At 40.4% G+C, this 25,036-nt stretch carries 26 protein-coding genes and 1 pseudogene; 13 read left to right on the top strand and 14 right to left on the bottom strand.

The features are described 5' to 3' along the window. Positions 1 to 78: 78 nt before the first annotated feature. Positions 79 to 495: pseudogene (locus HHA43_RS07840) on the top strand (helix-turn-helix domain-containing protein); the annotation flags it as partial. A gap of 63 nt (positions 496 to 558) precedes the next feature. Here HHA43_RS07840 and HHA43_RS07835 read toward each other — a convergent pair. The 5 genes from HHA43_RS07835 to HHA43_RS07815 all read right to left on the bottom strand — a co-directional run bounded on the left by HHA43_RS07835 (position 559) and on the right by HHA43_RS07815 (position 3,314). Further along, positions 559 to 978: a DsrE family protein gene (locus HHA43_RS07835; protein ID WP_104505546.1), complete on the bottom strand. Its 420-nt coding sequence runs from the start codon at positions 976 to 978 to the stop codon at positions 559 to 561. Positions 979 to 1,194: 216 nt separating this feature from the next. Then, positions 1,195 to 1,692: a DUF2505 domain-containing protein gene (locus HHA43_RS07830; RefSeq protein WP_104488713.1), complete on the bottom strand. Its 498-nt coding sequence runs from the start codon at positions 1,690 to 1,692 to the stop codon at positions 1,195 to 1,197. Between the two features lie 156 nt (positions 1,693 to 1,848). After that, positions 1,849 to 2,142, bottom strand: a complete 294-nt coding sequence (locus HHA43_RS07825) for a hypothetical protein (RefSeq protein ID WP_104488712.1) — start codon at positions 2,140 to 2,142, stop codon at positions 1,849 to 1,851. 9 nt (positions 2,143 to 2,151) lie between these two features. Next, positions 2,152 to 2,730, bottom strand: a complete 579-nt coding sequence (gene pnuC, locus HHA43_RS07820) for a nicotinamide riboside transporter PnuC (RefSeq protein ID WP_168542294.1) — start codon at positions 2,728 to 2,730, stop codon at positions 2,152 to 2,154. Between the two features lie 119 nt (positions 2,731 to 2,849). Continuing rightward, a complete protein-coding gene (locus HHA43_RS07815; RefSeq protein ID WP_168524982.1) occupies positions 2,850 to 3,314 on the bottom strand; it encodes a hypothetical protein in 465 nt (154 codons plus the stop codon). Positions 3,315 to 3,638: 324 nt separating this feature from the next. Here HHA43_RS07815 and HHA43_RS07810 point away from each other — a divergent pair, with 324 nt between their 5' ends. Beyond that, positions 3,639 to 4,106: a GNAT family N-acetyltransferase gene (locus tag HHA43_RS07810; RefSeq protein ID WP_168542292.1), complete on the top strand. Its 468-nt coding sequence runs from the start codon at positions 3,639 to 3,641 to the stop codon at positions 4,104 to 4,106. Positions 4,107 to 4,205: 99 nt separating this feature from the next. On the opposite strand, the gene cysN is transcribed toward HHA43_RS07810, so the two are convergent. Both cysN and cysD read right to left on the bottom strand, forming a co-directional pair. Then, the gene (cysN, locus tag HHA43_RS07805) at positions 4,206 to 5,822 is read right to left on the bottom strand and encodes a sulfate adenylyltransferase subunit CysN (protein WP_168542290.1); all 1,617 of its coding nucleotides are present in this window, start codon (positions 5,820 to 5,822) and stop codon (positions 4,206 to 4,208) included. Between the two features lie 91 nt (positions 5,823 to 5,913). Continuing rightward, positions 5,914 to 6,822, bottom strand: coding sequence for a sulfate adenylyltransferase subunit CysD (gene cysD / locus HHA43_RS07800; protein WP_171458961.1), 909 nt, complete (start codon positions 6,820 to 6,822; stop codon positions 5,914 to 5,916). A gap of 352 nt (positions 6,823 to 7,174) precedes the next feature. Here cysD and HHA43_RS07795 point away from each other — a divergent pair, with 352 nt between their 5' ends. The 3 genes from HHA43_RS07795 (at position 7,175) to HHA43_RS07785 (ending at position 8,409) form a co-directional block, all read left to right on the top strand. Continuing rightward, the gene (locus HHA43_RS07795; protein ID WP_168542288.1) at positions 7,175 to 7,705 is read left to right on the top strand and encodes a hypothetical protein; all 531 of its coding nucleotides are present in this window, start codon (positions 7,175 to 7,177) and stop codon (positions 7,703 to 7,705) included. A 117-nt stretch (positions 7,706 to 7,822) separates the two neighbouring features. Further along, entirely contained in the window at positions 7,823 to 8,104 is a 282-nt protein-coding gene (locus HHA43_RS07790) for a type II toxin-antitoxin system RelE/ParE family toxin (protein ID WP_168419323.1), read from the top strand. A gap of 23 nt (positions 8,105 to 8,127) precedes the next feature. Beyond that, complete coding sequence (locus HHA43_RS07785; RefSeq protein WP_136144789.1) at positions 8,128 to 8,409, top strand: HigA family addiction module antitoxin; 282 nt, start codon at positions 8,128 to 8,130, stop codon at positions 8,407 to 8,409. Between the two features lie 74 nt (positions 8,410 to 8,483). On the opposite strand, the gene lysS is transcribed toward HHA43_RS07785, so the two are convergent. Continuing rightward, a complete protein-coding gene (gene lysS, locus HHA43_RS07780; RefSeq protein WP_168461791.1) occupies positions 8,484 to 10,010 on the bottom strand; it encodes a lysine--tRNA ligase in 1,527 nt (508 codons plus the stop codon). 306 nt (positions 10,011 to 10,316) lie between these two features. Between lysS and HHA43_RS07775 the strand changes: the two genes are divergently transcribed. After that, positions 10,317 to 10,823: a YqiA/YcfP family alpha/beta fold hydrolase gene (locus HHA43_RS07775; protein ID WP_168419329.1), complete on the top strand. Its 507-nt coding sequence runs from the start codon at positions 10,317 to 10,319 to the stop codon at positions 10,821 to 10,823. Between the two features lie 122 nt (positions 10,824 to 10,945). Here HHA43_RS07775 and HHA43_RS07770 read toward each other — a convergent pair whose 3' ends face one another. Continuing rightward, a complete protein-coding gene (locus tag HHA43_RS07770; protein WP_168419322.1) occupies positions 10,946 to 11,488 on the bottom strand; it encodes an adenine phosphoribosyltransferase in 543 nt (180 codons plus the stop codon). 495 nt (positions 11,489 to 11,983) lie between these two features. Between HHA43_RS07770 and rubA the strand changes: the two genes are divergently transcribed. The 5 genes from rubA to HHA43_RS07745 all read left to right on the top strand — a co-directional run bounded on the left by rubA (position 11,984) and on the right by HHA43_RS07745 (position 16,301). After that, a complete protein-coding gene (gene rubA, locus HHA43_RS07765) occupies positions 11,984 to 12,148 on the top strand; it encodes a rubredoxin RubA (protein ID WP_004972007.1) in 165 nt (54 codons plus the stop codon). 72 nt (positions 12,149 to 12,220) lie between these two features. Next, positions 12,221 to 13,399: an FAD-dependent oxidoreductase gene (locus tag HHA43_RS07760; RefSeq protein WP_168419321.1), complete on the top strand. Its 1,179-nt coding sequence runs from the start codon at positions 12,221 to 12,223 to the stop codon at positions 13,397 to 13,399. Between the two features lie 50 nt (positions 13,400 to 13,449). Next, on the top strand, positions 13,450 to 14,388 hold the full coding sequence (gene estB, locus HHA43_RS07755) for an esterase EstB (protein WP_216075476.1): 939 nt from the start codon (positions 13,450 to 13,452) through the stop codon (positions 14,386 to 14,388). Positions 14,389 to 14,401: 13 nt separating this feature from the next. Beyond that, a complete protein-coding gene (gene oxyR / locus HHA43_RS07750; RefSeq protein WP_168524988.1) occupies positions 14,402 to 15,307 on the top strand; it encodes a LysR family transcriptional regulator OxyR in 906 nt (301 codons plus the stop codon). 358 nt (positions 15,308 to 15,665) lie between these two features. Continuing rightward, positions 15,666 to 16,301: a LuxR C-terminal-related transcriptional regulator gene (locus HHA43_RS07745; protein ID WP_168524989.1), complete on the top strand. Its 636-nt coding sequence runs from the start codon at positions 15,666 to 15,668 to the stop codon at positions 16,299 to 16,301. A 113-nt stretch (positions 16,302 to 16,414) separates the two neighbouring features. On the opposite strand, the gene ppk1 is transcribed toward HHA43_RS07745, so the two are convergent. Next, on the bottom strand, positions 16,415 to 18,496 hold the full coding sequence (gene ppk1, locus HHA43_RS07740; protein ID WP_168461790.1) for a polyphosphate kinase 1: 2,082 nt from the start codon (positions 18,494 to 18,496) through the stop codon (positions 16,415 to 16,417). 133 nt (positions 18,497 to 18,629) lie between these two features. Beyond that, positions 18,630 to 19,304, bottom strand: a complete 675-nt coding sequence (gene mtgA, locus HHA43_RS07735; RefSeq protein WP_168418707.1) for a monofunctional biosynthetic peptidoglycan transglycosylase — start codon at positions 19,302 to 19,304, stop codon at positions 18,630 to 18,632. A 71-nt stretch (positions 19,305 to 19,375) separates the two neighbouring features. On the opposite strand from mtgA, the gene HHA43_RS07730 reads away from it, so the two are divergent. Beyond that, entirely contained in the window at positions 19,376 to 20,197 is an 822-nt protein-coding gene (locus tag HHA43_RS07730) for a rhomboid family intramembrane serine protease (protein WP_168418706.1), read from the top strand. Positions 20,198 to 20,234: 37 nt separating this feature from the next. Here the strand turns inward: HHA43_RS07730 and HHA43_RS07725 are convergent, their stop codons facing one another. Both HHA43_RS07725 and HHA43_RS07720 read right to left on the bottom strand, forming a co-directional pair. Continuing rightward, positions 20,235 to 22,724: an ABC transporter permease gene (locus HHA43_RS07725; protein ID WP_168524990.1), complete on the bottom strand. Its 2,490-nt coding sequence runs from the start codon at positions 22,722 to 22,724 to the stop codon at positions 20,235 to 20,237. A gap of 1 nt (position 22,725) precedes the next feature. Continuing rightward, positions 22,726 to 23,448 carry an ABC transporter ATP-binding protein gene (locus HHA43_RS07720; RefSeq protein WP_168418704.1) on the bottom strand — a complete coding sequence of 241 codons (723 nt, stop codon included), beginning with the start codon at positions 23,446 to 23,448 and terminating at the stop codon, positions 22,726 to 22,728. A gap of 12 nt (positions 23,449 to 23,460) precedes the next feature. Between HHA43_RS07720 and HHA43_RS07715 the strand changes: the two genes are divergently transcribed. Then, a complete protein-coding gene (locus HHA43_RS07715) occupies positions 23,461 to 24,090 on the top strand; it encodes an arylesterase (protein WP_168418703.1) in 630 nt (209 codons plus the stop codon). A 38-nt stretch (positions 24,091 to 24,128) separates the two neighbouring features. On the opposite strand, the gene HHA43_RS07710 is transcribed toward HHA43_RS07715, so the two are convergent. Further along, on the bottom strand, positions 24,129 to 24,743 hold the full coding sequence (locus HHA43_RS07710) for a carbonic anhydrase (protein ID WP_168418702.1): 615 nt from the start codon (positions 24,741 to 24,743) through the stop codon (positions 24,129 to 24,131). Positions 24,744 to 25,036: the final 293 nt, after the last annotated feature.

Raw genomic sequence — 25,036 nt, 5'->3', positions numbered from 1 at the left:
GTTTTAGTCTTCTTCTCGGTTTAATACGCAGATTCAGTGCCAACTCACAGTAAATGCGGTAAACCCGCTTGTGATTCTGAAGATATCCCCCTTTTAGTTGAGCACTTTTTAAAACGCTTTGAAAAAATGTACGACAAACAAATTCAGGGAGTAAGTGAAAAAGCCACCGCCTTTATGCAAAGTTATGCTTTGCCAGGCAACATTCGTGAACTGGAAAACTTGTTGGAGCGTGCAGTATTACTCACCGAAGATCAACAAATGATTAAACTGAATGCGTTATTCCCACAAAAGCATGAACACGATGCTGAAGATGTGCACGGCAGCACAGATTTAGACAGATTGGTCACCGAAGGTTTTGACTTAGAACAGCATGAGCAACAACTGATTATGACCGCCATGCAAAAAGCCAAACAGAATGTATCTGAAGCTGCCCGCTTATTGGGAATTTCACGTGCCGCACTGGATTATCGTTTAAAAAAATACGCCATGCGTTAAAACTTCCTTCAATAAAAAAAGCCTTGTTTTTCAACAAGGCTTTTGCACTTTAAAGCAGCAATATTACCAACTCAGGGTCTGTGTGCCTGGGCGGAAAATCGCTTCACCCATCACATCTGGATTTGAATATTTTAAACCTTTGATTAAATCACCCTCGGCAACACCATACTGATCCATACACATTTTGCAAATATAGACCTCACCACCTTTGGCCATAATGCTTTTTAGCATTTTTTGATGCTCAGCATATTTATGTTCAAAACGGTTAGATGCCAACATCACACCCTGATCAACCAAGTAAATGGTCAGTGGATGACCTTTGCCAAACTGGTTATTGCTCATGCCAATTGCCATTTTGGTACGGTGTGCATCATTACTGGTGAGCAATACAAATAGCGGATCTTTGTTATTCTCTGCCATAGCAGGCGATAGACTTGCAAAGCTCAGGAATAAAGACAGACACAACAGCTTAATCAATTTCATGGTTGATCTCAGAGTCAATTTAGATGTGATTAAAATAGTAGCATAATAAATATAATATATTTAAATAATTAATATATTATGCTTCGCATCTACAATTGACTTAAAAACCAGTGCTGCAAATGACCAAGTGCAGCCATCCCAGCTACAAAAAAACAAAGCGCCACCCAATAGGCAGCGCTAAATACAAATTAAGCATTCGTGTTTTAAATAAACAGTTTAAGCGGCTAAATTTTTCTTAAGCTCATCTTCTACAATGCTAATTTCTAGCTCACTGAAACGACGGATTTCACCTTCTGCATGTTTTTCTAACATACCACCAATCAATGGAACTTTAACTTTAATGGTCCAGTCCAACTGAATTTCAATTTTTTCTTGATTACCTGTAACGGTACGCTCGCCTTTGGCTTCCAAAGGTAAGTTAGCGCCCAACTCAACTGTAGAAGTAAGTGCTGATAAGTTGGTCACATCATTACGTTTTAAACGAAATGCATCTTTTAATAGTTTTTTTGCCATATCTGGAATATTCACATCCAAGTTATAAGCACGACGCAGGGTGTAAATATCACCATTCTTTTTTGATTCTAAAATTTCTAAATTTTCACCTGGTATACGTTTACACACCGCTTCATGTAACGCAATATCTGCCACTAAACGCTTAAATTCGTCAATTGAAACGCCATGAATGGTGGCATTAACAGTAAATTGATGAGCCATTTGAGTTCCTTTTATTTTGTTTATTGATGGAATAGGTCTAGCATCATCGTGCAATATAATTTGGCTGATGCTCAACGGGTATAAGTTGTTTTATATCCTAAATACAACTTTATTTTCAGGCTATTAAAGTATTTTTTCCACCTGCTGTCATTGACTCTAATTGTTCAAATCTGTGTGTAGGATGCCAAATTCAGCTGCATAAATATCATGGCTATACAGAGTGAGATAATGCCCACAAAATTCAATTTTGGCATAAAAATGCTCTGCCCCATCATCCAATCCTGTGGCATACCAAGTGGTGCCTTGGGGAAAATCATCCAACCATTGGGCCTGATAAAAATCTGCAATTGAATCGAACTGTAAATAACGTTCAGGATTAGACAGAATATTTTGTGCAAGATGATCAAACTGAGCAAGCTGTGCCTGTTTAAAATGGATCAGGTTACTCATGCTTATCCTTTAAGGCAAAGCTTGCACATGTTGTTGCTGACGTATTTTGCTCCATTCACGCCATCCTAAATAAGCCAATACCACAAATCCAACATAAAGTGCTGCGGTTAAAAATAAAGCTTTATAAATAAACATGCCTACGTAGAGTAGATCGACCACAATCCAAAGCAGCCATGTGGCCAAATATTTACGACTGGTCCAATAGGTTGCCAACAGACTCAAAGCTGCAAGTTGTGCATCTAATAACGGTACAGATGCCTGCGTCCACTGCATTAAACTTAGACCAAAAATAAGCCCCAAACCCATACTAAGTACAAGCTGCTGCAGCATTTTATTTTGTGATAAGGTCTGAATCACGATAGCTTGAGTGTCTTGCTGTGCAGTTTTCCACTGGTAAAAACCGTAAATTGCCATTCCCATAAATAGAGTTTGCAATACTGTTTCGCCATACAATTGATATTCAAAGAATAAATAGGCATACAGCAAACAGGCAATAAAATTTACCACCCAACAAGCAATATGCCGTTTGATGGTTAACGTCACGCCTAAGACACTGATCAATACAGCAATTATTTCTAAAACCGACATTGATGCAGCCTATGTAAAAGAAAAATGCATGATACCTTGTTTCTGTAATACTGCTCAAACTCAGACTGATTTAAGCACTAAGTCAAAACAATAAAAATAAACACCCAATAAAATTGGCTTTACACATCTGTATGATTATATTTATGTTCTTGTCCAAAACGGTCTACATGGGTAATAAAAACACCATATTTACCCACATAATATTCCAAAGATTGTTGATAAAAACTCCAATAAATAGACCACTCACCTAAATCTAACTGACGAATCTGCGTTTGAGCTTTAGCAGGCATTTTATTGAGTAATTCTTGCTGAATAGTAGTAGCATCATCAGGGTCGGAAGTAGAAACTTTTAGGCTTAAAAATAACGCTGCAACATCGTCAAATAATTGTTGTTCGTATTCGGCGACTTCTTCAACCACTTCTTCTACAGCACGAGGTGCTTTGTGGGTAATTGGGTCTTGTACGATATTGGCCATATCTTGACAGCTTTGCTGAAAGCTACGATTAATTTTTATTTTGAACCAGACTTTCCACACTGCATAGACTGCAATGAAGAACAAAATCCACAACAATAGTTTTGCCATCTTGGTCTTCGCTCTTATTCAGGCGCTTGAATAAAGCATAACGATTTCAGCGCTTAGCGTCTATTCTGTGTACTGTGCGAACACATCCTTAGCAACGGATTAAACCTAAACCTATACTGCTAAAGATCATAAACAAAAACAGAAATAAGCTTCTTATACTTAAATTCAATTAGGCATGCTTGAATTACACAATACTACGCTTTTACTCAAAAATACGACTTGAGCTTCATCATAATGAAGCAAAACACAACAAATTTCTGCTATTTCTTGCAGATGTTTTCCCGTCCAATAGAGCCTTGTTTTTATCTATAACTATAAGCTTAGATGATTAGAACTGCACAAATTCAAGATGTCTCCGATTTGGTTGCGGTATTACACGCCAGTATTCGGTCTTGTATTCAAGATCATCAACGTAATGAAGCCAAAATTCAGGCGTGGCTTGAAACGAAAAACTATGAAAATATTTTAATGCTGTTGCACTACAACAATTGCTGGGTCTATGTCCTACAGCATGTGGTGGTTGGTTTTATTATGATGAGTGATCGCGGGCAAATTTTACACCATGCGATTGCACCTGAAGTGCAACAGCGTGGTATTGGTCAAGCCTTGTTATTTGAAGCTATTGCACATTTACAGGCTAAAAATGTATCGCAAATTAGTGTGTTTAGCACACAAACTGCGCTGATGTTTTATCAAAAATATGATTTTGAAATTCAACCACAAAAAATTAGTTATGGGCATTTCACCCCCATGCTCAAACATCTTAATACAGAGCGATTTGAGCAATCTTGAGCACAACAATCTTATAGTTTTTACCCCATAAAAAACCCGCTTTCATTTGAAAGCGGGTTCATCTGTATTGCAGCTACGATTTTATAAACAAATCTGATTTTATAAACGAACCAGTGCAATAATTTTTTCTGCCAATTCTTCAATGCTGTCTGCACTTAACTGCGCATCGGCACCGCTTTCTACATCACTAATCACCACAATGCCTGTTTCACGCAGCAATGCAACTTGCGTAGCATCTAAACCTGCTTTGGCAATTGCAACAATCCCCTGCTGAATCAACAAGCTTTCTATGGCCTGAGCCTGCGCTAAAATCTGACTTGAAACGCTGACTGCAGCAGGCTTCTGACCTAAACGTGCAGCACGATCTTCTGCAGTGACTGGCGCGCTGTGTGCAGACCATTCTACACAAGCTTCAACCATACCTGCACCGATGGTCACGTTATTTAGACGGTCAATGAAAATAAATGAACCTGTATAACGGCTGTCTTGATAACGGTCAAATACGACTGGTGCATCAAATTCGATCGTTACATTAGCAATTGCATTCAGTTCAAGTTGTTCAACCTGTACCTGTTCCAAAGTATTCACATTGGTGCGGTAATGAATTGCAGTGACTTTCGCAGGCACAGTTTGCGTACCCACTTTTAAGTTATACAACTTACCAATCGATAAAGGCTGATCGGCCATCCACACCACTGTGGCATTTACAGCACGTGAAATTTCAGGACGTGCCTGATCTTCACGCACCAACACATTACCACGTGAAATATCAATTTCATCGTTTAAGGTCAGGGTAACAGCCTGTCCTGCAATGGCATGTTCTAGGTTACCATCAAAGGTCACAATCTCTTTCACGGTTGAGCTTTTGCCCGATGGTAAAGCCACAATGCGGTCACCAACATGAATATCACCCAAAGCAATCGTACCGCAGAATCCACGGAAATCTAAGTTTGGACGGTTCACATATTGCACCGGGAAACGGAAATCGTTGTGTGCCGTGTTACGGTTAATTTCTACCGACTCTAAGGTACCCATTAAGGTGTCGCCCGCATACCACGGCGTATGTTCCGATCTGTTCACCACGTTGTCGCCATTTAAGGCAGAAATAGGTGTAAAGATAATATTCGATGGTTTACGGTCACCCAATTGATTCACAAAATTGGCATATTCCGCCTGAATTTCATTAAAGCGTGCTTCTGAGTAATCCACTAAATCCATTTTATTAATGGCAACCACAATGTTGTGAATACCCAATAAACTAGAAATATAGGTATGACGACGGGTTTGGGTTTGCACACCATAACGCGCATCAATCAGAATAATCGCCAAATCACAGGTCGATGCACCTGTCGCCATATTGCGAGTGTACTGCTCATGCCCTGGAGTATCGGCAATAATAAACTTACGTTTTTCAGTTGAGAAATAACGGTAAGCGACATCAATGGTAATGCCCTGCTCACGCTCGGCTTGCAAGCCATCGACCAGTAAGGCCAAGTCAGGAGCATCGCCCGTAGTACCAACTTTTTTCGAGTCACGGGTTACCGCTTGCAATTGATCTTCATAAATCAATTTTGAGTCGTACAACAAACGACCAATTAAGGTCGATTTACCATCATCTACATTACCGCAAGTTAAAAAGCGCAGTAGATCTTTGTTTTCGTGTTGTTTTAAGTACGCCAAAATGTCTTGGCTAATTAAATTCGATTGATGAGACATTGCTCAAAGCTCCACATATTCTTTAGAAACCAGTTTTTCATCTCGCTCAATCCTCCTGCTATGAAAGGAGGATTTCTTGAAGGGAGATGAATTAGAAGTAGCCTTCCTGTTTTTTCTTTTCCATCGAGCCAGCTTCATCGTGGTCAATCATACGACCCTGACGTTCTGAACTGGTTGCCAATAGCATTTCCTGAATAATTTCAGGCAAGGTATTTGCTGCTGATTCGACTGCACCCGTAAGCGGATAACAGCCCAGAGTACGGAAACGTACCGATTTCATTTGTGGAACTTCACCTTCAAGTAAAGGCATACGTTCATCATCAACCATAATTAAAGTACCACTACGCTCAACCACAGGGCGTTCTGCAGCCAAGTACAATGGGACTAAAGGAATGCTTTCTAGGTAAATGTATTGCCAGATGTCTAATTCAGTCCAGTTAGACAATGGGAACACACGAATGCTCTCGCCTTTGTTGACTTTACCGTTATACAAATTCCATAGCTCAGGACGCTGGTTTTTAGGGTCCCAACGGTGTTTGGCATCACGGAATGAATAAACACGCTCTTTGGCACGTGATTTTTCTTCATCACGACGCGCACCACCAAAAGCGGCATCGAAACCATATTTATCCAATGCCTGTTTTAAGCCTTGGGTTTTCATAATGTCGGTATATTTAGAACTGCCATGATCGAATGGGTTGATGTTGGCATCTACCCCTTCTTGGTTTTGATGGACAATTAAATCAAAACCGTGCTGTTTTGCCATGTTGTCACGGAAAGTGATCATGTCTTTGAATTTCCAGCCTGTATCGACATGCAACAGTGGAAATGGGAGTTTTGCAGGGTAGAATGCTTTTAAAGCCAAATGCAGCATTACCGCAGAATCTTTACCAATCGAATACAGCATGACTGGATTTTCAAATTCAGCTGCAACCTCACGGATAATATGAATACTCTCAGCTTCAAGCTGTTTAAGATGAGTAAGTCGTTCCTGATTTATTGACATTGATCACACCGGATATACTTAAACTTGTGTCCAAATAACACAGATAAAATTTGATCTTGATTATAGTGATTTAGTTATGCTAACTATTGCTTGTTTTATTATATTTATATGCAAAAAGCTCATATAAAAGAAAACCAATAAGCAGTATAAGTTTTATTTAATCAGTAATTTATTCTTTTATGGCTACAAATTTTAATGCCAATGAAATAAATTAACACAGTCAATTTTATACTTTTTAGCCTCACTTTTTCCAATAAGTTAATAGATTATTCATCTAATCTAACGCTTCTACCCCGCTAAAAAAATGCTTAAAGTAAAGCCATATTTTTAGTTTTAAGATTCTCCCATGCCGCATATTGAACCCATTAAATCCAAACTTGAACAGGCAAAATTGGCTGGTTTTTTCTATCAGCACAGCCCTGAGCTTTTGATTTTTCAGGAACCACTGAATGATGATGGTTCCATGCTCAACGTGTTTGTGCAACACGAACTCAGCGCAGATCAAATTGGCCTACAATTTGGTTTACGCTGCCATGCAGATAAGCTTTCCTTTTTATTGGGTATCACGCACAGTAACCAAGATCGCAGTTATGAAATTGGTGCAGGTAATTTAAAGGCCGACCAAAAAGCCTTTAACCTGATCTATGCTTTTTATAATTACCCTAAAGGGTTTTATTTGGTGGAAATGCCTTTAAATGCGACCACAGCAGAACTATACCAAGCCATTGAAACGCAATTATTTACGCAGCAGAAACTCGATTTTTTAAACACAGCCATGAAAACCAACCCCATGGGCGAACAAGTGGCTTGGATGAAAGCGCATATTTTGCAACAAACTTTAGATATGAAAGTACGGATTCAGACGGCACTATTATAAGCCTCTTCACTTTAAAATTCTGCGAATCCCTCACAGTACAGCCCTGAACAGGTTGGTTGATTAAACTCGAAATTAACGTATACTGTTCATATACACAATACATTTGGGTACAAAGGCTTGATTAAGAGTTTTAAACATAAAGGTCTTCAGGCTTTTTTCCAAACTGGTTCAACAGCAGGTATTCAAGCAGCGCATTCTACAAAATTACGTTTAATACTTGCAGCATTACATGCTGCATCTACAGTGAATGATTTGCGAACCCCACCCAATTGGCGTTTACATAAATTGAGTGGGAATCTACAAGATCAGTGGTCACTAACAGTAAATGGTAATTGGCGAGTAATTTTTAAATTTGAAGATGGTGATGTCTACATCGTAGATTATTTGGATTATCACTAAGCTTCTAGCGCAGGAGTACAAAGATGAATATGATGTTTAATGCACCTCATCCAGGTGAAATGTTACGCGAATATATTGGTGAAACTTCTGTGACTGAGGTGGCTCAAGCACTTGGAGTGACGCGTGCAAACCTATCTCGTATTTTGAATGGTCATACTGGAATTTCTGCAGATATGGCCCTTCGTTTAAGTGAAGCTTTAGAAACCTCACCAGAGTTTTGGCTGAATTTACAAATGCAGCATGATTTATGGCTTGCAAGCCAACGTCAACGCCCTACGATTAAAAAATTGGTGGCAAGCGCTTAATTATTAAGTTGTAATCAAAAAATAACCTGCTTTTCAGCAGGTTATTTTTTATCTGGACAAGAACAATCTAAGACTTAGTTTTTATGACGCATGTGCGGGAATAAAATCACATCACGAATACTGGCAGCGTTGGCAAACAACATAACCAAACGGTCAATCCCGATCCCTTCACCCGCTGTTGGTGGTAAGCCGTATTCCAATGCTTCAACGAAGTCTGCATCGTAGTGCATTGCTTCATCATCACCAGCGTCTTTTTCTGCAACCTGTGCTTGGAAACGCTCAGCTTGGTCAATCGGGTCATTTAACTCAGAAAAACCATTTGCCAATTCACGACCACCAATGAAGAACTCAAAACGGTCGGTAATGTGTGGATTATCATCATTACGACGTGCCAAAGGCGAAGTTTCTGCAGGATATTCAGTAATGAAAGTCGGCTGACGTAATTGTGTTTCCACCGTTTCTTCAAACACGATGGTTTGCAGTTTACCCAAACCAAAACCTGGTTTCACTTGCTCTTTTAATTCTTCCTGCACAAATTTTGCCAAGAATTCACGGTCATTGACATTGTCTGGCGTAAACTGAGGGTTATGCTCAAGAATGGCATCAAACATAGAAATTTTCTTGAATGGACCTTTGAAGCTATACACTTCTTCGCCATACGGCACATCTGTAGTACCCAAAATATCCAAAGCTAACTTTTCGAGCATTTGCTCAGTCAATGCCATCAAGTCTTTATAGTCAGCATAAGCTTGATAGAATTCGATCATGGTAAATTCAGGGTTATGACGCGTAGACACCCCTTCATTACGGAAGTTACGGTTAATTTCAAACACACGCTCAAAGCCACCAACCACTAAACGCTTTAAATATAGTTCAGGTGCAATACGCAAGAATAATGGCATATCTAAAGCATTATGATGCGTTTCAAATGGACGCGCAGATGCACCGCCTGGAATCACATGCATCATTGGCGTTTCAACTTCCATAAAACGCTGTTCGGTTAAGAATGCACGAATACCCGAAACCACTTTGGCACGAATTTCAAAAGTCTTACGTGTATCTTCATTTACGATCAAGTCTAAATAACGCTTACGGTATTTTGCTTCAGTATCGCTTAGACCGTGGTATTTGTCTGGAAGTGGACGTAATGATTTGGTAAGCAATTCAAAATGTTCGATATGAACATATAAATCACCTTTACCTGAACGACCAATATAGCCTTTGACTGCAATAATATCGCCAAGGTCTAAACTTTTAATAGTCTCTAAGGTTTCAGCACTGAGTTCTTTACGAGCCACATACAACTGAATACGTCCAGTCATGTCCTGAATCACGATGAATGAACCACGGTTCAGCATCACACGACCCGCTACAGACACATAAACTTTTTCACCTGCTTCAATTTCTTCTTTAGAAATTTCTGCAAATTGGGCCTGTAAGTCTTCTGCATAATGTTCGCGCTTGAATGTATTTGGCCAAGGACTAGTACCCTTCGCCTGCGCTTGTTCTTGAATTTGCTTTAACTTGGCATGACGCTGCGCAATTAAATCGTTTTCGGAAATAATGGGTTCAGAAGTCGATTGAGCGTTATGTTGCGTCATCTCTGCCTCGAATAATTACTAAAAAAAGAAGTTCAATAGAATAGCAGATTTAGACACGATTTCGTATGCCTTCTCTAACTCGGTCTATATATTTTTTTAATTGCCCCTTGCTTTTATAGCTTTTTGTTGACTTAGACCAAAAGCTAACTTCTTTCTTTGCCCGAGCGCACTACAATATTGATCAGAAAATAGATGAAAAAGATCGTTTTTGGTCGCTATTTTTAGTTTCAGCCAAACCGAGTTAAAAATCACGATCTGTACTATGAAATCTGTTCTATGAAAATAATCGACTATGTGAATCTGGCAATGAATACATGTGCTTTAAAAGTCTTGTTTTTACATGGGTTAGATTCCTCTCGGGAATCGACCAAATTCCATGCCATTGATGCAGAGCAAAAATTTTGCATCAACGTCGATTATCGCAACCTGAATTATCAAACAGTGGCAGATTTTTACCACAACATCATCCAAAAAATTAAACCTGAAATTCTGGTTGGGCATAGTTTAGGGGGCTACTGGGCACTCAAAATGTCCTTGTTCCATCACATCCCTTGCGTGGTGGCTAATCCAAGTTTAGCGCCAAGCTTTCGTGATGATTACCCTGCTATTTCCGATGCAGATTTACAACACGATATTCCGCAAGTCGCCTATTTGGAATTGGGCGATGAAATTCTGGATATGCACGCAGCACAAGAATTTTTAGAAAACTATATGCAGACCTCTACCTTCGAGTCAGGGCATCATCGTTTATTGCATCCAGAAAATATCAACCCTTGTATTCAACAAATTGAGCAAGCTTATTTGGGCAAATAGTTTTGCTATAACTTTTTTATTCATTGATTCCATAAAAAAGCCTGATCCAATAAAGTGATCAGGCTTTTTTCTGTCATTTTAAGTACGGTATGACTTAAAAAATGCAGCGATGCTTATTTCTATTACGCCACCGCTTGCTCAGGTTTAGATTTGTTGTCTAACACAGACCAAATCTCTAAACCTAAATCTTTATGCAAATCTGGTAAATCTAGGAAAATGCTTGCACCCAATACTTGATGCTTACATTTTTCTGCCAATTGTTTTACTGCTTTTAAAGTACCACCAGTCGCCAGTACGTCATCTACAATAATCACTTTTTGTGATTTTACATCGGCAGCCATTTCTAAACGGTCTAAACCGTATTCTAAGCTATAACCTACACCTACCACTGGAGGCGGCAATTTACCCGCTTTACGTACAAGTACTAAACCTTTACCTGTACGTTGTGCCAACAAACTTGCCAACACAAAACCACGTGCTTCAACTGCAATAAAGCTTTCAACTTCGGCCAATTGTTCTGCAGGAATACTGGCAATTAACGCATCTGTTAATGAATCCAAATTATTCATAAACAACGGCGTTAAATCATAAAAATCAATGCCTGGTTTTGGGAAATGAGGAACAGTACGAATATGCGACCACAAAAAAGTAGACAAATTGCTCATGGAAGATCAGAAATGTGACTAAAGAATGGTTGAATTTTAACGTTTATTTTCAATTAAGGCTAGTGATCAAATCGGCAAGACAAGTATTCACAGCACCCAACAAATAAACAAATTATTGATTTAATTAGATATATATTGTTTTAAAGATTTAAACATATAGAAATTCAATTATAAAATATCAAAATCACGCTTAATATTCTGTACGACCAAGGTCTTAAATAACTACAAAAACCCAAATAAGATGAATTTTCCACAATAAAACCACCTGATTCATTGTAGAAAATAAGGCAAGTCAGGCTTTTTCAGTCGAGTTTTGTCCTCAGCTGCTATTCAATCTGCTGTGCAGCACATTAAAATCGCTTATTTACTTTACTTTAGCCGTATAACTGCGTAAAAATTTAATCAAATAGATATACTAAAAGTCATATCATGTATCTGGTCGTAGATAAGTTTTTGCTGATCTAGAAATTTAAAGATCGGTTTATGGAGAATTGAATGAAAAAATATCAATGCATCGTTTGTGGATGGATTTATGACGAAGCAGAAGGCTGGCCTCAAGACGGTATTGTGGCAGGTACATTGTGGGAAGATATTCCTGATGACTGGACTTGCCCAGACTGCGGCGTTTCAAAAGCGGACTTTGAAATGATTGAAGTTTAAGACCATTAAAAGACCATGCCGCATGGTCTTTTTTTAACGCCTATTTCTATGCCCTAATTTGGAGTACACCCTATGCATCCTATCGTTATTATTGGTTCAGGCATGGCAGGTTATACTGTTGCTCGCGAATTCCGTAAACTCAATACAGAACATGAATTACTCATGATCTGCGCAGACGATGCCACCAACTATGCGAAACCAACCTTGTCTAATGCTTTGGCAGGCAATAAAGCACCTGCACAAATTGCCTTGGGCGATGCAGAGAAAATGGCAAGCCAACTCAATATGCGCATTGCAACGCAGACTTGGGTAAAAGCGATTGATGCAGAAGCACATGTACTCGAAATTGAAAAAGATGGTGTAAGCAGCCGTCAGCCTTATTCCAAACTGATTTTAGCAGTGGGCGCTAACCCTGTACGTTTAGCCATTGCAGGTGATGGCAGCGATGACATTCATGTTGTAAATAACTTAAGTGATTACACAGCATTCCGCCAACAGCTCGAACAACGCCAAGACAAACGTGTCGTGATTTTAGGCGCAGGCTTAATTGGCTGTGAATTTGCCAACGACTTACAGCAAACAGGTCATCAAGTCACGGTGATTGACCTTGCGCCCCAACCTCTTGGGCGTTTACTACCTGATTATGTTGCCAGCGCATTTAAACAAAATTTAGAAGAAACAGGCATTCACTTTGTACTTGGCACAACTGTTGAAAAAGTTTCAAAAATTAAAAATGACGACTATTTAGTGACGATTACCAGCGGTCAATCTTTAATTGCCGATGTCGTTCTGTCTGCAATTGGCTTACAACCGAATATTGCACTGGCCAAAACTGCAGGCATTGAAACCAGCCGTGGTGTATTGACCAATGCACAACTCGAAACCAGCCAAGCTGATATCTATGCAGTGGGTGACTGTGCCGAAGTGAATGGAATTCTTTTGCCATATGTAATGCCAATTATGCAGCAGGCACGTGCCTTAGCTAAAACCTTAAATGGTGAAACCACACAGGTGCACTACCCTGCCATGCCTGTTGCGGTTAAAACACCAGCTGCACCACTCACTGTTTTACCTGCACCACTTGGGGTAGATGTGAACTGGCATACTGAAGAGTTTGATGATGGCATGATTGCTAGAGCTTATGACCAAACTGACACCCTGCGTGGCTTTGTACTTTTAGGAGCAACTGCGGCTAAACAACGCTTGAGTTTGACTAAATTAGTGCCAGACTTATTGCCAATAACAGAATAAAATAATAATAAGGGCAAGGCTTCGGCTTTGCCTTGAATGAGGACAACAACATGAATAGCGCACTTCAGTTTAATACTTCGCCTTATACGGCATTTATGCACGAAACCAAGGTCGATTTAGGCAATGGAATTGAGTTGCATGTCGAAATTGGCGGTAAGACTGAAGATCCGCCAATTTTACTGATCATGGGGCTGGGTGCGCAAATGTTGTATTGGCCCGATTTCTTCTGTAAATCTTTAATTGATCAGGGTTATCGGGTGATCCGCTATGACAACCGGGATATTGGTTTGTCGTCAAAAATTCGCCATAAAGGCCCACGCCTAAATACCTATAAAATGATGGGGCGTTTTAGCTTAGGGCTACAAAACCAAGGCGCGCCTTATAATTTATATGACATGGCGGAAGATGCAGCGCTACTTTTAGAGCGCTTGGGCATTGAAAAGACTGATGTCATCGGTGCTTCAATGGGCGGCATGATTGCGCAAATCCTTGCAGCAAAATATTCAGATAAAGTGAATAATTTAGGCTTATTATTTACCAGCAACAATCAGCCTTTTTTACCACCACCCTTTCCTAAACAACTGTTCAGTCTGCTAGAAAGACCAAAATCGCAGGATGAAAATGGTATTGTTGATCATAGTTTGAAACTATTTAAGGTGATAGGCTCACCTGGCTACGTGAACCAACTCGAAGCCATGCAAACCGCACGTAAATTATATCAACGAAGTTATTATCCAGCGGGTGTACTTCAACAGTTTTTAGCAATATTATGTACAGGCTCGTTGCTACAACTGGACAAACAAATTCAGCACCCTACCCTTGTGGTACATGGTTCGCAGGATCGTTTGCTCCCACCAGGGCATGGTAAAGCTGTTGCGAAAGCGATTCCGGGCGCTAAGTTTGAGTTAATTAAAGGAATGGGGCATGATATTCCCCCACACTTTATTCCTCATCTTAGTGGACTGTTTGCTCACCACTTTAAATCATAATCATTAGGACACTATGGCTGCATTACCATCTTTAAGACAGCTGTCATACCTCGTTACACTGTCTGAAACGTTACATTTCACAGAAGCGGCTCGCCGTTCTTTTGTAACTCAGTCGACTTTGTCGGGCGGGATCATGGAACTAGAGCGCCTTCTTGGCGGCGTTTTAGTTGAACGTGATCGACAGAATGTACGTTTAACCCCATTGGGTGAACAAGTCGTAGCACGCGCCCGTGTTCTGCTCGCAGATGCACAGGACTTAATGCGTTTAAGCCGTGAAATGAGTGAACCCCTCACGGGTGATTTACACCTCGGTGTAATTCCAACCATTGCTCCGTTTATTTTGGCGCAGTTGTTAGATGAAGTGCATAAACAACTGCCTAAAATTCAGCTACATTTGCACGAAGCTCAAAGCGAGAAAATTGTCGAAAAACTGGAACATGGCAATTTAGATATGGTGGTGTTAGCACTACCATTCGATACGCGTGGTTTAAAAGTCGCTGAAATTTCGAAAGAAGACTTATTCTTGGTTTATCACAAGGGTGACCAAAAATCAGCTCAGGCCAATTCTTTAGATGATCTGGATTTATCACGCCTCATGTTGCTTGAAGAAGGCCATTGCTTACGTGACCACACTTTAAGTGCCTGCCCAATTGGTGAGCGCAAAAATGATCACCGTTTAAAAGCCAGCTCTTTACCAACCTTGGTTGAAATGGTATCTGCAAATTTAGGTTTTACCCTATTACCTGAAATTGCAATTCATAATGCCATGATTAAATCGAATCCAGATTTACAAATCAAAAGCATTGAAGCCGCACCAAGCCGTACTTTAGCTTTGGTAACACGTAAAAGCACACCGTTACACAGTGAGTTTGACGTTTTGCTACAAATTTTACAAAAGATCACTCAAACTACAATATAAAAATGCTGTTGTAATCAAGGAGCCTAAACGGCTCCTTTTTTATTCTTCGTTATAATACCTATCAAACACCAATCCTTTTTATGGATTTAAGTGATTTAAAAATATAAATAAAATAAAAAATTGCTGTTTTATTGATTTTTGCATATTTAGGTGCAAATCTTTAAAAGGAATCCTATTATTGTTACACAACTCACATAATTACAATATTTAGAAAAACATACGCAACAACAATTATTTATATTTACCTTTTTTGCTAAAAATCACTATATTCAAGGATATTCAGACTCCCTAATATTTTGCAAAATAGCGTTAATTAAGAATCAAGATTTTTTCATTGAGCAAAACAGGAGTACTTGCAATGATTCATAGAGATCTGATTTTGCCTGTGCCTGTTTTACTGATTGATCATTCCGTCGAGCAGTTAAACGACTTAAGCGATATTTTAATGAATTTTGGCTACCCAGAAGAATTACTGTTAAGCAGTACTTCTTTACAGCATGCAACTCTCATGGTGCAGCATCACTTACCCAATATTGTGTTTATTAATCTGCAAGATTGGTCAAAAGCAGATATTGAGTTTATTCAAAACTTAAAACACTTTCGTAAAGACACATTAGTGGTTGCCGTATTACCCTCGAATATGCCCAAACAATTGTTACAGGCGATTCACTTAGGTATTTCTGCCTATGTCTTTTGTGATCAGAGTTTTGCAGAAATGCAAATGCAGATTCGTACCATCTTACGGGGCGGCTCTCCGCTTGATCGCACCCTTGCAAATGAAATCTTAGCATGCGAACAGCACATCATTTCTCTGGGTCATTCCCTAGCACTGTCTAAAACTGAGCATGATATTTTAGCGCTTTCTGGTCAGGGTATGCCCTCACAACAAGTGGCAGAAAATTTAAATGCCTCAGAACAATTAGTGCATGGTTACGTCAAAAGCATTTATCGTAAAATCATGAACGTGGATGATGCCACTTGCTGTTTTGCTTAAACTTATATTTGAAATGTAGATCAATTTACTAGAGCCAATAAAAATAATTTCAGATCAAAAAAGAGCGATGTTCAACATCGCTCTTTTTACAGATTTTGATTTAAAGTTTTGAATTAAACAATACTGTCAGTGAGTAAGCGCTGCGCATTGTGAGGCGTTTCACCTTCTGCAGGTTGAGCACGCACCCAAGTACCATCGCCTTGTAATAACCATGCCTGTTGATTATCCTGCATATAGGTCAGCAAACCTTGTTCATAAATACGCTTTTTCAATGCAGGATCTTCTATCGGGAAACATGCTTCGACACGGTTAAAGAGGTTGCGATCCATCCAGTCCGCACTTGAGCAATAAATACGTGGATTACCATTATTTGAGAAATAATATACACGGGTATGTTCAAGGAAGCGCCCCACAATTGAACGCACACGAATATTTTCAGAAAGCCCTGGTAAACCTGGACGCAAACAGCAAATTGAACGAATAATTAAATCAATCTGCACACCCGCCTGAGACGCTTCGTATAACTTATTGATCAGTTGCATTTCGGTCAATGCATTCACTTTCACAATAATCTGTGCAGGTTTGCCCGCTTTGGCGTTGGCAATTTCTTCATCAATATAATTGACCAATTGTGCATGCAGGGTAAATGGTGCGTGCAATAACTTTTTCAGTTTTGCCATTTTGCCCATGCCTGTCAGCTCTTGGAAAATACGATGCACATCTTCACACAGCTCTTTGTCTGTGGTCAGTAAGCCATAGTCTGTATAGATACGCGCATTGCCTGCATGGTAGTTACCTGTGCCTAAATGCACATAACGCACCAATTTGTTGTTTTCACGGCGCACCACCAAAATCATTTTGGCGTGAGTCTTATAGCCCACAATGCCATATACCACAACAGCACCCGCTTCTTGGAGTACATTGGCCACGGCAATGTTAGATTCTTCATCAAAACGTGCACGTAACTCAATCACCGCAGTAACCTCTTTACCATTACGTGCAGCTTCTGCAAGGACTTGCACAATTTCTGAGTCTGCTCCACTACGGTATAAGGTTTGTTTGATCGCTAGTACTTGAGGGTCACGTGCGGCTTCACGCAGCAAGTTAATCACTGGTGCAAAAGATTCAAACGGATGATGTAGCAGGATGTCCTGTTTTTGCATTGCTGAAAAAATATTTTCAGACTTTTTTAGCACCTTTGGAATGGCAGGTGTATGTGAATCATAACGTAAATGTGGGCGTTTAAAATTAGACAGTAAACGTGCCAAATTCACTGGGCCATCGACCTTATAGAGTTGCTCTTCTTCAAGATCGAATTCATTCAGCAAGTATTCGTAAATTGGTTTCGGGCAGTTGTGTGTGACTTCCAAACGCACCGCACGACCAAAACGACGTGAGTTCAATTCACCTTTTAAAGCTTTGGCCAAGTCTTCAACATCTTCATTTAAAGCCAAATCTGCATTACGTGTCACACGGAACTGATAGCAACCTGTTGCTGTCATGCCCGGGAACAAGTCTGACACATGTTCATGAATGATCGCAGAAAGCATCACGTGATGCTCTTTACCGCCTGTAAGTTCATCTGGCAAGCGTACAACACGTGGTAATGAACGTGGCGCAGGCACAACCGCTAAATCAATTTGACGACCAAACGCATCTTTCCCTTCAAGCGTCACAATAAAGTTCAGGCTTTTATTGACCAAACGTGGGAATGGGTGGGCTGGGTCTAGGCTAATTGGAGTCAGTACAGGCGCAACTTGTTCTTGGAAATATTTTTTCACCCAAGCCGATTGTGCTGGGGTTAACTCACCACGACGCAAGAAACAAATATCTTCTTCACGTAATTTTGGCAAAATTTCCTGATTTAAAATACGGTACTGGTGCTCAATGGCAGCATGTGCGGTTTTAGAAATTTGATCTAACACCTGCTTTGGTGTTAAACCATCTGGACTACGGCTTTCATTGCCCAAATCCAATTGTTCCATGACCCCAGCTACACGAATTTCAAAGAATTCATCTAGGTTGCGCGAAAAAATCAACAGGAAGTTCATGCGCTCCAATAATGGATGCAATGGATCTACAGCTTGCTCAAGCACACGCAAATGGAAGTCTAAAATAGAAAGTTCGCGGTTAATGTAGCGATCATTATATGTATATTCTGTTTGCGCAGGAGTCGCGCCAGTTGCCGTATTCATACCCACCTATGCTTTTATAAAATGTTTGGCATTGCTACAAGTATGCTTCAATTTTGTGACATTTTCATAAAAAAAGCCTAAAAAATTAGGCTTTATAGATATTTTCACAATTTATATTTGAATGGTGAGCTGTTTAAGGAATTTCCGCATAGCGCATATAGCGTTGTACCATACGTTTGCGGGCTTTTAGCGCACCTGCATTTCGGTGTTCCTGAAAATATTTAGGATTGGTTAAAATAGCCGCCAAGAAAATTGCCTGATCACGACTTAAACTTTTGGCACTTTTTCCAAAATAATGCTGTGCCGCAGCTTCAGCACCATAAATATTATCGCCAAATTCTACCGAATTTAAATAAACTTCCAAAATTCGCTGCTTTGACCACATACGTTCCATCATCCAAGTGGCTACCACTTCTTGCCCTTTACGCAAAAAAGAGCGCTTGTTGTATAAAAATAAATTTTTAGACAACTGCTGCGAAATAGTCGATCCACCCGCAACAACTTTACCTTCGTCTTTGTTGCGCTCTAATGCAGTCTGAATACCTTCCCAGTCAAAGCCATGATGCTGCATAAACTTACCATCTTCTGCAGTCACCACAGCACGTTTTAAATTATCACTGAGCTGGTCATAGTCACGCCATTCGTGTTTGATCGGTTTACTTGGTTCAGCCCAATAATCCAAGCGCATCATCATGGTCGATTGCACTGGCTGTGTACGCCACCATGCCAAGCTGGTAAAAATCCATAATTGAACCAAAAGCACCACGCTGACAAGAATTAACAAAGTTCGTATCAAAAAAGCTTTCATGTCAGTGCATTGCTCCTGAAGCGTGATTTTTTCGTGTTAAGCTTAGAATTATTGACAGCCTATTTAAGCCTATGTCCCAACATCCCCCGATTGCTGTACGGCATAAACCTGAAATTCATTTGTGGTGGTTTACCGCACTGCTGATTGCAGTCAATGTGGCTTTGTTTGCATGGCAAGTGTTCAACGGTATGAACATTAGCAATCCAAGCCCGCAAGATGCAATACGCTGGGGTGCTGATTATGCACCTTTAACCTTTTTGGCGGAACCCATTCGCCTGTTCAGCAGTATGTTTTTTCATTTTGGTTTAGTACATTTAATGTTAAACATGTGGGCGTTGTATATTTTTGGCAGCGTCAGCGAACAGTTATTTGGGCGTGCCTATTTCGTAGTTTTATATCTCTGCGCAGGGCTGATGGGTAGTCTGCTCAGTGGCTATGTCAGTATTCAAGACAGTTACACCCTGCTTGAACAAGGTGTTGCCAATCCTAAACTTTTACCTAGCGTAGGTGCAGGTGCTTCTGGTGCAGTCATGGGGCTTGGAGCAGCACTCACTATATTCGCTTTACTGCCAAAATTACCACGGCAAAAGTTTTTGCTAGATCGTAAAACTTTGGTCATCGTGATGGCACTGAACTTAGGCATGGGCTTTATGATTAGCGGCATTAATAATGCTGCCCATATTGGTGGCATGCTCATGGGCGCAGCAATGGCATTGCTTTGGCACATGGGGCAACGTACTCAACAGAATACATTCTTTACAGTATTTGGCATGTTGATTGCCTTCGTGGCTTGTGCTGTCTTTTATTGGTATTGCCAACAATTGATTGACCCGCTTCAACCACTTTGGCAAGAGTTGCTTAGCATGATGCAGCGCAGCTTAGGTTCAACATAAGCGACATTGCAATCTGAAATGGCAAATAAGAGATGAATCAGGACTGATTCATCTCCCTCAAACTTTGCAGTGGTGGAATATCACATAAATAACTTAAACGATAGCGTCCAATCACAGCACAAAGCACAGTCATAAATACAGGTAAAATTAGCCAGATTTCCCAGTGTGGTTGTAGCATTAAATCCATACGGTAACTGGCAACGGCACTAATCACTTCGGCAAATAAACACGCTACAATTCCCGCAATAAAGCCCATAAAGCCAATTTCCAAACTCAGCATACGTTTCAGTTTTTGTTTAGAACTACCAAAAGAACGTAGCAAAGCAACTTCGCGTTTGCGTTCATCCATCAGTAAATTTAAGCAAGCCACCAGAACCAACAGCCCGGACACACTCACCAAAATTGCTAAAATCGTGATGATCTGTACCAACACATTCACAATACGTTTGATTTCATCCAAAATTAAACTGACATCAATAAAAACTGTATTGGCAAACTGCTGAATCAATTGAATCAGTTTAGGCTTATCGGCCTCGGGCACATAAAAGCTGCCCAAATAACTACCTGCATTTTCATCCATGCTATGTGGTGAAAAAATAAAGAAAAAGTTAGGGCTAAAACTTTCCCATTCCACCGTGCGCAGATTAATGACTTTGGCTTGTAGGATACCTTCAGGCAAATTAAAACTGAGCTGATCACCAATTTGGATGCCAAGTTCTGCTGCAGTATTGGCCTCGACCGACACCTGTCCGACAGCACTGAAATCTGCCTGCCCGTCTACAATGATATTGTCGGCAGGATAGCTGTCTGATTGGGTCAAGTTCAGTTCACGTCTTAAGGTATTGCTCTGTTGAATTAATGCTTCGGCAAAAGGTTGATCATTTTTGGCGACCAAACGCCCACGCACATTTGGATACAATGGTGTACTGTGCCATTGATGCTGCTCTAATTGTTGTTTTAGCTCAGGCATATCAAAAGGCGGTAAACCGTAAACAAACTGATTTGGGGTGCCTTCAGGTAACTGTTGCTGCCAGCGATCGAGCAAATCGGTACGTAACACCGCTAGTACCGTAATCAAGCTGAGTCCTAATGCCAATGCAGTAATTTGAAATGCTGTTGTCGCAGGTGCACGAATATAAGCCGCTATTTTGCCCTTACTACTACGCAGCAGTTTTAACACTCCCCATACCACTGCATATAACAGGATACACAAACCAATAATTGCCCCAATCACCCATGCGCTCAGCAATAAACTCTCGGTCAGCACCACACAGAATACAATCAGGCTGAGTGTGCCTGTAAGCAGCATCCACCACCATGCACGCATATTTTTGTCTTGCTGACGAATCACCCGTATTGGTGCAGTATTCAGTAATTGCAGTAAATTTGGTAAAACAAAACCAAACAGCACGACGGCACTGGTTAGCATGGCAATCGGCAATGGTCCTAGCAACATCGCCAAAGCAGAAAATTGAATCTGTAAATGTGGAATCAGTTGCAACATCAATTGCAGCAAAGTATAACCCAAAGCGATGCCCAAGCCGCTACCAATACCTATTGCAATAAGTAAGACCAAACCAAGCAAAGCTAGATATGCTGTTAAAATTTGCTTTTTACTCGCACCAATACAACGTAACAAGGCTATATGATCCTGATTTTGTTGCACATAGCGCTGACTAGTCAAACCAATTGCAATGCCGCACAGTAAAATAGTGAGGATATTGGCCAATTGCAAAAAGGTATCTAAATTGGCAATTGGACGCATTAAACGGGTGTTGCCTTCACTGGCATTACGCAATCTTAAGCTGCTCGGTTCTTCCATATTTTGAGCAGTATTTTCAATCTGCTCGTTCTGATCTGCTTGTTCTGAATGTGCTTTAAAATACTGTTCAAACCGCTGGGTATCTTGGGCTGCACCTGCCAATAACAAACGGTAATCAATACGACTACCCACTTGTATTGCATTGGTACGTGCCACATCTGCCTGTGTAATAATTACTGTAGGTGAAAAACCTGAAAAGCCCAATTCCTGATTGGAGTCATGTTCAATTTTTGCAGTGATGATAAAACTAGCATCGGCAATATTTACAGTTTCACCCAATTTGACCTGTAGCAAATCCATAGCGCGCTGACTTAGCCAAATTTCACCCGACTGAATTTTGCCCGATGCAGGACTCACCCTTAACTCACCACGTAACGGAAAGCTCGAATCAATGGCTTTTACATTCACCATCACAAATTGGTCTTGGGTATGTGCCATCGAACTAAAAACAGTTACATGCGATTGTTGTAAGCGTTGTGCTGTGGCCTGATCTTGCCAGTCTTGTGCAATCGGTTCATTGTCACTCAGGACTAAATCACCCGCCAACATTTCAGCAGCCTGTAAAGCCACCGCATTTTGAATTTGTTCATTACTAAATTTTAAAGCAGTCGTCGCACTAATAGCTAAAGTCAGTGCAATAATCAGTAAATACACACCGCTGCTTTTAAAGCTTTGCTTGAGTAAAGGATGAAACAGCGCATTCATTTCATCCTCCCGACTGGTCAATTAATTGACCATCTATCAAGGCATAGTGACGCTGACATTGTGCAGCAAGTTTAGGGTCATGCGTCACCAAAACCAAAGTGGTGCCCAATTCACGGTTCAACTCAAATAACAATTGTTCAATTTCAGTTGCAGTTTCACCATCAAGGTTGCCAGTTGGTTCATCAGCAAAAATGATTTTGGGTTCACGAATTAAAGCACGCGCAATGGCAACACGTTGCTGCTCTCCACCCGAGAGTACTTTCGGTGTTTGCTGTGCCTGTCGTTCTAAACCCACACGTTTAAGCAAGTTGAGGGCTTTTTGTTCGGCTTCTGCATATTTAAATTTTTCCTGCAAACGTAGCGGCAACATCACATTTTCCAATGCTGTCAAATGCGGCAATAACTGAAATGACTGGAACACAAAACCAATATGCTTTAAACGCACAAGTGCACGTTGTTCTTCATTTAACTCAGCAATCGACTCGCCACACACCACCAATTTTCCACTGCTGGCCTGATCTAATGTTGCCAAAATACCCAATAAGGTTGATTTTCCTGAACCTGAACGACCTGTAATGGCCACTTGTTCGCCTGCCTGAATATCAAGGTTTAAATTCTCAAAAATGGTCAATTGTTTTTGTGCAAGTTGTATCTTTTGTGTCAAATTTTGGGCAGAAATGATGGTTTGTGGCATGATATTAGATTCTTCGGTATTTTGAGTCATACGTTTCCCATTATGCAAAATCGCAATCTAAACAGTCGTGTTCTTTCTCGTGTGCTACTACTTGGGCTATGCTTAAGTCCGCTCACGCTGTCTGCAAAAACCATTATGATTGTGGGCGACAGTTTAAGTGCAGGTTACGGCATACAACCACAACAAGGTTGGGTTCACTTATTGCAAAAACGTTTAGACCAACAGTATCCGAAACAGCATAAAGTGGTCAATGCAAGTGTCAGTGGCGAAACCACCAGTGGCGCTTTGGCTCGCCTGCCTAAATTGCTGCAGACCCATCGTCCAGACGTTGTGGTGATTGAGTTAGGCGGTAATGATGGCTTGCGTGGACAGCCACCACAAATGATTCAAAAAAATTTAGCCAGTCTGATTCAGCACAGCCAAAAAGCTAAGGCAAAAGTGGTGATTTTTGGCATGAAGATGCCACCAAACTATGGCACAGCCTATGGCAAGGCTTTTGAAAACAACTATAAAGTGGTCAGTCAGCAGTATAAAATCAAACTACTGCCGTTTTTCTTAGAGGGTGTTGCAGGAAATAAACTGTTGATGCAAAAAGACTTAATTCATCCTAATGCCAAAGCTCAGCCAATATTACTCAAAAATGCTTATCCATATATCAAAGGCGCTTTGTAAGCGCCTTTGAGAACAATCTGTTTGCTGTGATGCTTTAATTAAAAATCAAAAAAGACCACTTCACCTGTTTCGAGTGAATATTCTGCACCCACTACTTTGAGCTGACCTTGTTCAATCAAATTTTCTAAAACTGCTGAACCATGACGTAATTGATTCACCGATGCGAACACATTAGAACGTACAGCATGCTTAGATAATTTTGCTAAGTCATTTTTCAGTTCAGTCTGCATTAAGGTTTCAACTGAAGGACGAACACGGTTTACAATCGACATTAAATTTGCCGATGGTGGACAATCTGGGCACATTAAAGTATCAATTGTGGCTTGAATCGCACCACAATGACTGTGTCCTAAAACCACGACAACCGCACAGTCATAGCGCTCTGCTGCGAACTCAACGCTACCCACTTGTGATGGCGCAACCACGTTACCCGCAACACGAATTACAAAAAGATCACCCAGTCCTTGGTCAAATACCATTTCTGCTGGTACACGTGAGTCTGAACAACCTAAAACAATCGCGAATGGATTTTGGTCTTCTGCCATTTCTGCACGCTGTTGGTGCGACAATTGTTTAGGATGTTTGGTGTCACCAGAAACAAAACGTTGGTTTCCTTGTTTAAGACGTTCTAAAGCTTCTTGAGCTGTTAGCATTCTTGATTTACCACCGATCTTTGAAGTTGCAATATTCTAAAGCCAGACTGGGTGAATGTCACTTGCCAAAAAATTAGCTTATGCTTTTTTATTTCATGATTTTTGTTATAAATTTTTTCCATTTTTCTTGAGATGTATCACATTTTCTACCATTTGTTTCCATACCATCAAAAAAGTAAGGGGTGACTTTCTAGGTGAAATATCTACAATAAAAGCAATAATCTTTCGCAATTAGACCTAAGATCTAATGCCTTAATCATTGGAGCCTGTTTGGGTTCGTCAGGGGAAGACTT

The organism is Acinetobacter sp. A2 (assembly GCF_012371325.1).
Classification (GTDB): Bacteria; Pseudomonadota; Gammaproteobacteria; order Pseudomonadales; family Moraxellaceae; genus Acinetobacter.
The sequence above is the reverse complement of the archived record's forward strand: the minus strand, read 5'-3'. Positions and strand labels throughout refer to the sequence as shown.